This is a genomic window from Sphaerotilus sp. (assembly GCF_041083715.1).
Lineage (GTDB): Bacteria > Pseudomonadota > Gammaproteobacteria > Burkholderiales > Burkholderiaceae_C > Sphaerotilus.
The window spans coordinates 1-7,115 of the sequence record NZ_JBFPGY010000280.1 but is presented as its reverse complement, the minus strand read 5'-3'; the positions used below and the strand labels follow the sequence as shown (position 1 = coordinate 7,115).

Annotated in this window: 5 protein-coding genes and 1 pseudogene; 4 read left to right on the top strand and 2 right to left on the bottom strand. The window is 68.3% G+C overall.

Features of this window, described 5'->3' with window-relative positions:
• Nucleotides 1-266: pseudogene (locus AB3X43_RS12745) on the bottom strand (2-hydroxyacid dehydrogenase); the annotation flags it as partial.
• A 117-nt stretch (nucleotides 267-383) separates the two neighbouring features.
• Here AB3X43_RS12745 and AB3X43_RS12740 point away from each other — a divergent pair.
• The 4 genes from AB3X43_RS12740 (at nucleotide 384) to AB3X43_RS12725 (ending at nucleotide 3,746) form a co-directional block, all read left to right on the top strand.
• Nucleotides 384-1,145: a glucose 1-dehydrogenase gene (locus tag AB3X43_RS12740; RefSeq protein WP_369430227.1), complete on the top strand. Its 762-nt coding sequence runs from the start codon at nucleotides 384-386 to the stop codon at nucleotides 1,143-1,145.
• Nucleotides 1,146-1,153: 8 nt separating this feature from the next.
• The gene (locus AB3X43_RS12735; protein ID WP_369430226.1) at nucleotides 1,154-2,044 is read left to right on the top strand and encodes an NAD(P)-dependent oxidoreductase; all 891 of its coding nucleotides are present in this window, start codon (nucleotides 1,154-1,156) and stop codon (nucleotides 2,042-2,044) included.
• A gap of 62 nt (nucleotides 2,045-2,106) precedes the next feature.
• Nucleotides 2,107-2,418: a helix-turn-helix domain-containing protein gene (locus AB3X43_RS12730; RefSeq protein WP_369430225.1), complete on the top strand. Its 312-nt coding sequence runs from the start codon at nucleotides 2,107-2,109 to the stop codon at nucleotides 2,416-2,418.
• The gene (locus AB3X43_RS12725; protein ID WP_369430224.1) at nucleotides 2,418-3,746 is read left to right on the top strand and encodes a type II toxin-antitoxin system HipA family toxin; all 1,329 of its coding nucleotides are present in this window, start codon (nucleotides 2,418-2,420) and stop codon (nucleotides 3,744-3,746) included. The genes AB3X43_RS12730 and AB3X43_RS12725 overlap by 1 nt, the downstream gene beginning before the upstream one ends.
• Here AB3X43_RS12725 and icmF read toward each other — a convergent pair.
• On the bottom strand, nucleotides 3,697-6,987 hold the full coding sequence (gene icmF / locus AB3X43_RS12720; protein ID WP_369430223.1) for a fused isobutyryl-CoA mutase/GTPase IcmF: 3,291 nt from the start codon (nucleotides 6,985-6,987) through the stop codon (nucleotides 3,697-3,699). The two genes, AB3X43_RS12725 and icmF, sit on opposite strands and share 50 nt — an antisense overlap.
• Nucleotides 6,988-7,115 lie beyond the last annotated feature (128 nt).

Sequence of the window (7,115 nt, the reverse complement as noted above, 5' to 3'; positions counted from 1 at the left end):
TCGATGGCGTCGGTGCCCACGCCGTAGCAGGCGATCAGCTCCAGCTTCGGCAGCGCCGCGATCAGCTCGGCATTCGCGCCCAGCTCGCCGCGGGTCGCGATGGCGCGGATCTGCGGCGCGTGCTCGGCGAGGAAGGCGGCGCGGTCCGGCGCTTCCCAGAGGCGGTGGAGCTGGTAGTCCCGGGCCAGCGGTTCCATGTCCCAGGGCGGGTAGGGACCGGTCATCAGGACGTGGGGCTGGTCGTGCGCGGGCGGCGGGGTGGACATGGGCTGTCTCCTTGTTGGTATCGGTAACTATAGCCGGCTCCGTCGGGCGTTCGGCGTGATGTTCGGCAGGGTTTTCGCAGGTTGACCCGACAAAACGATACCGGTAACCTTTGGGCCATGAAACTCTTTGACCTGACGGGCCGCACCGCCCTGATCACTGGTTCCAGCAAGGGCATCGGCCTGGCGCTGGCGTGTGCACTGGCCTCGGCGGGCGCCCGCGTGGTGCTCAATGCCCGCGACGCCGAGCGGCTGGAGGAGACCCGGCTGGCGCTGGCGGGGCAGGGCATCGACGTGCAGGCCTATGCCTTCGACGTGACCGACGCCGACGCGGTGCAGGCCGGCGTGGCGCGCATCGAGGCGGAGGTCGGCCCGATCGACATCCTCGTCAACAACGCCGGCATGCAGCACCGCGCGCCCTTCGCCGAGTTTCCGCTCGACGCCTGGCACCGCATCACCACGACCAACATCGACAGCGTCTTCCTCGTCGGGCAGGCGGTGGCGCGCTGCATGGTCCCGCGGGGCCGCGGCAAGATCATCAACGTCTGCTCCGTGCAGAGCGAACTCGGCCGCCCCGGCATCGCGCCCTACACCGCCACCAAGGGCGCGGTGAAGATGCTCACCAAGGGCATGGCGATCGACCTCGGCAAGCACGGCATCCAGGTCAACGGCCTCGGCCCCGGCTACTTCAAGACCGAACTCACCAGCGCGCTGGTCGCCGACCCCACCTTCACCGCCTGGCTGACCGCGCACACGCCCTCGGGCCGCTGGGGCGACGTGGAGGAACTGGGCGGCGCGGCGATCTTCCTGGCGTCGGACGCCTCCAGTTTCGTGAATGGGCACATCCTGTACGTGGATGGCGGCATCACGTCCAGCCTGTGAGCGGCGCCATGACCACCACCTTGCCGCTGCCTGCGGTGGCCGTCGTCGGCGTCGGGATCATGGGTTCGGCCATCAGCCAGCGCCTGCTCGAAGCCGGCCACCGCGTGGCCGTGTACGACCGCGATGCCGAGAAGGTCGCTGCCTTGGTGGCGCTCGGTGCCCACGCTGCCGCCAGCGCTGCAGAGGCCACCGCAGCGAGCGCATTCGTCATCACCAGCCTCAACTCGGCGGCCATCGTCGAGGCGGCGGTGTTCGGGCCGGGCGGTGTGGCCGAGGCGGCCAGCGCCGAGCGGCTGCTGATCGACATGTCGTCGATCGATCCGCCGTCCACGCGTCGGCTGGCGCAGCGACTGCGGGACGCTTCCGGCATGGGCTGGGTCGATGCGCCGCTGTCCGGTGGCGCACCCAAGGCCCTGCTCGGGCGCTTGACGGTGATGGCCGGCGGCAGCGCCGAGGACGTGGCGCAGGCGCAGCGCGTGATGGACAGCCTCTGCGCCAACTACACCCACATGGGCCCGACCGGCGCCGGCCAGACCACCAAGCTGGTGAACCAGCTGCTCTGCGCGATCGGCTTCCAGGCGGTGGCCGAGGCCGTGCGGCTGGCCGAGGCGGGCGGGGTGGACGCGACGCGGCTGTCCGAAGCGCTGGCCGGCGGCCGCGCCGACAGCCAGATCCTGCAGGAGTTCGGCCCCAAGATGGCCCGGCGCGACTACACGCCGACCGGGCGCATCGACAACATGCTCAAGGACCTGGAGGCGGTGCAGGCCTTCGCGCAAGGCGCGCGCCTGCCGCTGCCGGTGAGCGGGCTGGTCAGCGAGCTGCACCGCGCCTGGGTGGCGGCCGGGCTCGGGCCGGAGGACACGGCGGCGACGATGAAGCAGTTCAGCGGGTATCGCTGATTTCAATGACAGGCACTCGATCATCGTTGTGATGACAATGATCTGACCTTACATTGAAGGGTATGGACACGCCCAGATCCCGCGCATCGAAGCCCACCCCTGTGTTGGTACAAGCCAGCCTCGATCGCCTGGGCCGGCGCCTGGCCCGCGCCCGCAAGCTGCGCGAAATGACGCAGGAAGACTTGGCGCACCTGTCGGACGTGTCGCTGTCCACGGTGCGGTCGCTGGAGGCCGGTGCTGACGGCGTGGCCCTGGGCAACCTCCTCAAGGTGCTGCAAGGCTTGAACCTCCTAGAGCAGGCAGAGGATTGGCTGGACCCGCAGCGCGACCCGGAAACGGTGAACTTCGTCGAGCGTCGTCTGGGAGGCAACTGATGGGTGCAGTGCCGGTCTGGGTCTGGCTGCCGGGGGGTGTCGAGCCCGTGCAGGCGGGCGAGTTGATGGGCGCTGGACCCGGCGCCCGCTTCACCTACCTGCCGGAGTATCTCGGTCGCACCGATGCCGTGGCCCTCGATCCGGTCGAGTTGCGCCTGATGCGCAAGAAAAGGGGCACGGTCCTCGCGGTTTCCGATGGATTACCGGGCGTGATCCGGGATGCCAAGCCGGCCGGCTACGGCGCCGACCGTCTGGACGCCCAGGCGGGCAGGGCGCTCACGGCACTGGAGTTGCTGGAGCGCGGTGTGCCGGACGGCGTGGGCGCCATCGAGGTCTGCACCGACATCGAGACGAAGCTGGCCTGGCAACCCAGGGCACTCGACCAGTTGCAATCGCTGGCGCAGGCACTGGACGCCGCGGCCCCGGCCAGCCGGGCACTGCGCCGGCTCGACGAGGATCTCGACACCAGTGCTGGCGGCGAGCGCCCGAAGACCACGCTCGTGCATGACGGGCGCCTGTGGCTGGCCAAGATGCAGTCGCGCGGCGACCGACCGGCCTTGCCGGCACGCGAGTTCGTCGCCATGCGGCTGGCGCGCATGGCCGGGCTGTCGGTGGCCGAGGTGGAACTGCACACCTTCGGCGTACACCAGGTGCTGCTGGTCGAGCGATTCGACCGGGCTGGCGATCCTCGGCAGCCGCAGCGCCGCCTCTACGCCAGCGCACACACGGTCCTCAGGCTGGCCCCAGGTGCCGTCCGCGGTGATCCGCAACGCTCTTATCTCAACCTGGGTGACCGTTTGCGGATCTGGGCGCGTGACCGCGAGGACTTGCCTGCGCAACTGCACGAGGTCTGGCGGCGCATGGCCTTCAATGCGCTGGTGGGCAACGTGGACGATCACCCGCTCAACCACGGCGTGCTGCACGAGGGGTCATCGGCGCTCGGCTGGCGCCTGTCCCCGGCGTTTGACATCACACCGGCTCTGGTCACCCTGCCTGGCCGACCGGAAGACGGCCCGCTGCTGTCGATGGCCACGGGCGTGGATGGGTCGGCCCGCACCAGCGTCGATCAACTGCTGGCGGCGGCTTGCCACCTGGGTCTGGCGCCTGACGCAGCGCGGAGCTGGTTGGAGGGCGCTGCAACCTTGGTCGCACAACACTGGGCGCCCATGCTGAGAGAGGCAGCCCGGCCGGTCATGGCCGACGCCGCACGGCTGGATGCGCTGGTGGCCGATGCCCGGGCGGCGTTTGCCTACAGCGAATGGCTGGCGCACCAAACCTTCACATGCTCCGCCGATATTGCCCCCCCACCTCGAACAACGCCCCCGTGATCTGCCCCAGCGAGCACACCCGCACGGCATCCATCAGCACCTCGAACACATTCGCGTTGTCGATCACCGCCTGCTGAAGCCGCTTCAGCATCGCCGGCGCCTGGGCCGCATGGCGCGTGTGGAAATCGCCCAGCCGCGCGAGCTGCGACGCCTTCTCGTCATCGGTGGAGCGCGCCAGCTCGATCGTCTCCGGGATCTCGTCGCCCTTCGGGTTGCGGAAGGTGTTCACACCGATGATCGGGTACTCGCCGGTGTGCTTGAGCATCTCGTAGTGCATCGACTCTTCCTGGATCTTCGAGCGCTGGTAGCCCGTCTCCATCGCGCCGAGCACGCCGCCGCGGTCGGCGATCTTCTCGAACTCGGCCAGCACGGCTTCCTCCACCAGCTCCGTCAGCTCGTCGATGATGAAGGCGCCCTGGTTCGGGTTCTCGTTCTTCGCCAGGCCCCACTCGCGGTTGATGATCATCTGGATGGCCATCGCGCGGCGCACCGACTCCTCGGTCGGCGTCGTGATCGCCTCGTCGAAGGCGTTGGTGTGCAGCGAGTTGCAGTTGTCGTACACCGCGATCAGCGCCTGCAGCGTCGTGCGGATGTCGTTGAACTGGATCTCCTGCGCGTGCAGGCTGCGGCCCGAGGTCTGGATGTGGTACTTCAGCTTCTGGCTGCGGTCGTTGGCGCCGTACTTGTCGCGCATCGCCACCGCCCAGATGCGGCGGGCGACGCGGCCGAGCACGGTGTATTCCGGGTCCATGCCGTTCGAGAAGAAGAACGACAGGTTGGGCGCGAAGTCGTCAATGTGCATCCCGCGCGCCAGATACGCCTCGACGAACGTGAAGCCGTTCGACAGCGTGAAGGCGAGCTGGCTGATCGGGTTCGCGCCGGCTTCGGCGATGTGATAGCCGCTGATCGACACCGAGTAGAAGTTGCGCACGTCGTGGTGGACGAAGTACGACGCGATATCACCCATCACCTTCAGGCTGAACTCGGTCGAGAAGATGCAGGTGTTCTGGCCCTGGTCTTCCTTGAGGATGTCGGCCTGCACCGTGCCGCGCACATTGGCCAGCACCCATGCCTTGATCTTCGACGCCTCGTCGGCCGTCGGTTCGCGGCTGTTGTCGGCCTTGAACTTCTCAAGCTGCTGGTCGATCGCCGCGTTCATGAACATTGCCAGGATGCTCGGCGCCGGGCCGTTGATCGTCATGCTCACCGAGGTCGTCGGGCTGCACAGGTCGAAGCCTGAATACAGCACCTTCAGGTCATCCAGCGTTGCGATGCTCACCCCGGAGTTGCCGACCTTGCCGTAGATGTCCGGGCGCGGATCGGGGTCGGCGCCGTAGAGCGTGACCGAGTCGAACGCGGTGGACAGGCGCTTGGCGGGGATGCCGGCGCTGACCAGCTTGAAGCGGCGGTTGGTGCGGAAGGCGTCGCCTTCGCCCGCGAACATGCGCGTCGGGTCTTCGCCTTCGCGCTTGAACGCGAACACGCCGGCCGTGAACGGGAAGCTGCCGGGCACGTTGTCGAGCATCAGCCATTTGAGCAGCTCGCCGTGGCACTCGTAGCCGGGCAGGGCGACCTTGCGGATCTTGTTGCCGCTCAGCGTGGTGTGGACCAGGTTGGTGCGGATTTCCTTGTCGCGGATCTTCACGACGTACTCGTCACCGGCATAGGCACGCTGCATCTCGGGCCATTGGGCCAGCAGCTTCTTCGCGGCCGGGTCGAGCCGCTCCTCGCGCTGCTGCGCCAGATCGGTCAGTGCCTCGACGCCCCGGTTCTTGGCCGGGTTGGACTGCCGGAACATCTCGGCACTGGCGCGCAGCTGCTGGATTTCGCGGGCGAGCTTGGCCTGCTGGCGGACCCGGGCCTTGTAGCCGCGCACGGTGTCGGCGATCTCGGCGAGGTAGCGGGTGCGGGCGGCCGGGACGATCGGGGTCTGGTGCGTGCTGTGGCGGGTGTGGACCAGCGGCAGGCGGCCTTCGCCGAGCGGCAGGCCGAGCGCGCCGAGCCGGACCTTGAGCGCCTGGTACAGCGCCGTCACGCCGTCATCGTTGAAGCGGCTGGCCATGGTGCCGAACACCGGCATCTGGTCGGGCATCACGGTGAAGGCTTCGCGGTTGCGCTGCACCTGCTTGGCGACATCGCGCAGCGCGTCGGCGGAACCCTTGCGGTCGAACTTGTTGATGGCGATGAACTCGGCGAAGTCGAGCATGTCGATCTTCTCCAGTTGGCTCGCGGCGCCGAACTCGGGCGTCATCACGTACATCGGCACATCGACGAAGGGCACGATCGCCGCGTCGCCCTGGCCGATGCCGGAGGTCTCCACGATGATCAGGTCGAAGCCGGCGACCTTGGCGGCGGCCAGCACCTCGGGCAGCGCGGCCGACACTTCCGAGCCGGTGTCGCGGGTGGCGAGGCTGCGCACGTAGACCCGCGGGCCGTTCGACCACGGGCCGGTGGCGTTCATGCGGATGCGGTCGCCGAGCAGGGCGCCGCCGCTCTTGCGCCGCGACGGGTCGATGCTGATGACGGCGATGCGCAGCGTGTCGTCCTGGTCGAGGCGCAGGCGGCGGATCAGCTCGTCGGTCAGGCTGGACTTGCCGGCACCGCCCGTGCCCGTGATGCCCAGCACCGGCGTCCTGCTCGCCTTGGCCGCTTCCTGCACGGCGGCGACCACGTTGGCATCGGCCTGGCCGTTTTCCAGCGCGGTGATGAGCTGCGCCAGCGAGCGCCAGGCGGCTTCGGTGTGGCCCTGCAGCGCGGCGAGGTCGGTGGGCGCGTAGCTCGACAGGTCCTGGTCGCAGCGCATCACCATCTCGCCGATCATGCCCTGCAGCCCCATGCGCTGGCCATCCTCGGGGCTGAAGATGCGCACGCCGTGGCCGCTCAGGTCGCGGATCTCGGCCGGCACGATCACGCCGCCGCCGCCGCCGAAGACCTGGATGTGCGCGCCGCCGCGGGCCTTGAGCAGCTCCACCATGTACTTGAAGTATTCGACGTGGCCGCCCTGGTAGGAGCTGACCGCGATGCCCTGCACGTCTTCCTGCAGCGCTGCGGTGACCACCTCGTCCACCGAGCGGTTGTGTCCCAGGTGGATCACCTCGGTGCCCATGCCCTGCAGGATGCGTCGCATGATGTTGATCGCTGCGTCGTGGCCGTCGAACAGGCTCGCGGCGGTGACGAAGCGCACCTTGTTCGTCGGGCGGTAGCTGGCAAGGGCCTTGTGGTCGGCGGACAGGTCGGTCATCGGGTGGCTCCGTTCGGATGTGCGCGATTTTGTATTGACGTTTACGTAAACGTCATTTGGGGGGAACCCTCGGTTCTTGCCTCATTCCTGTGCGCTGCACGCGCTTGGGGCCTGAAGATGGTGCGACG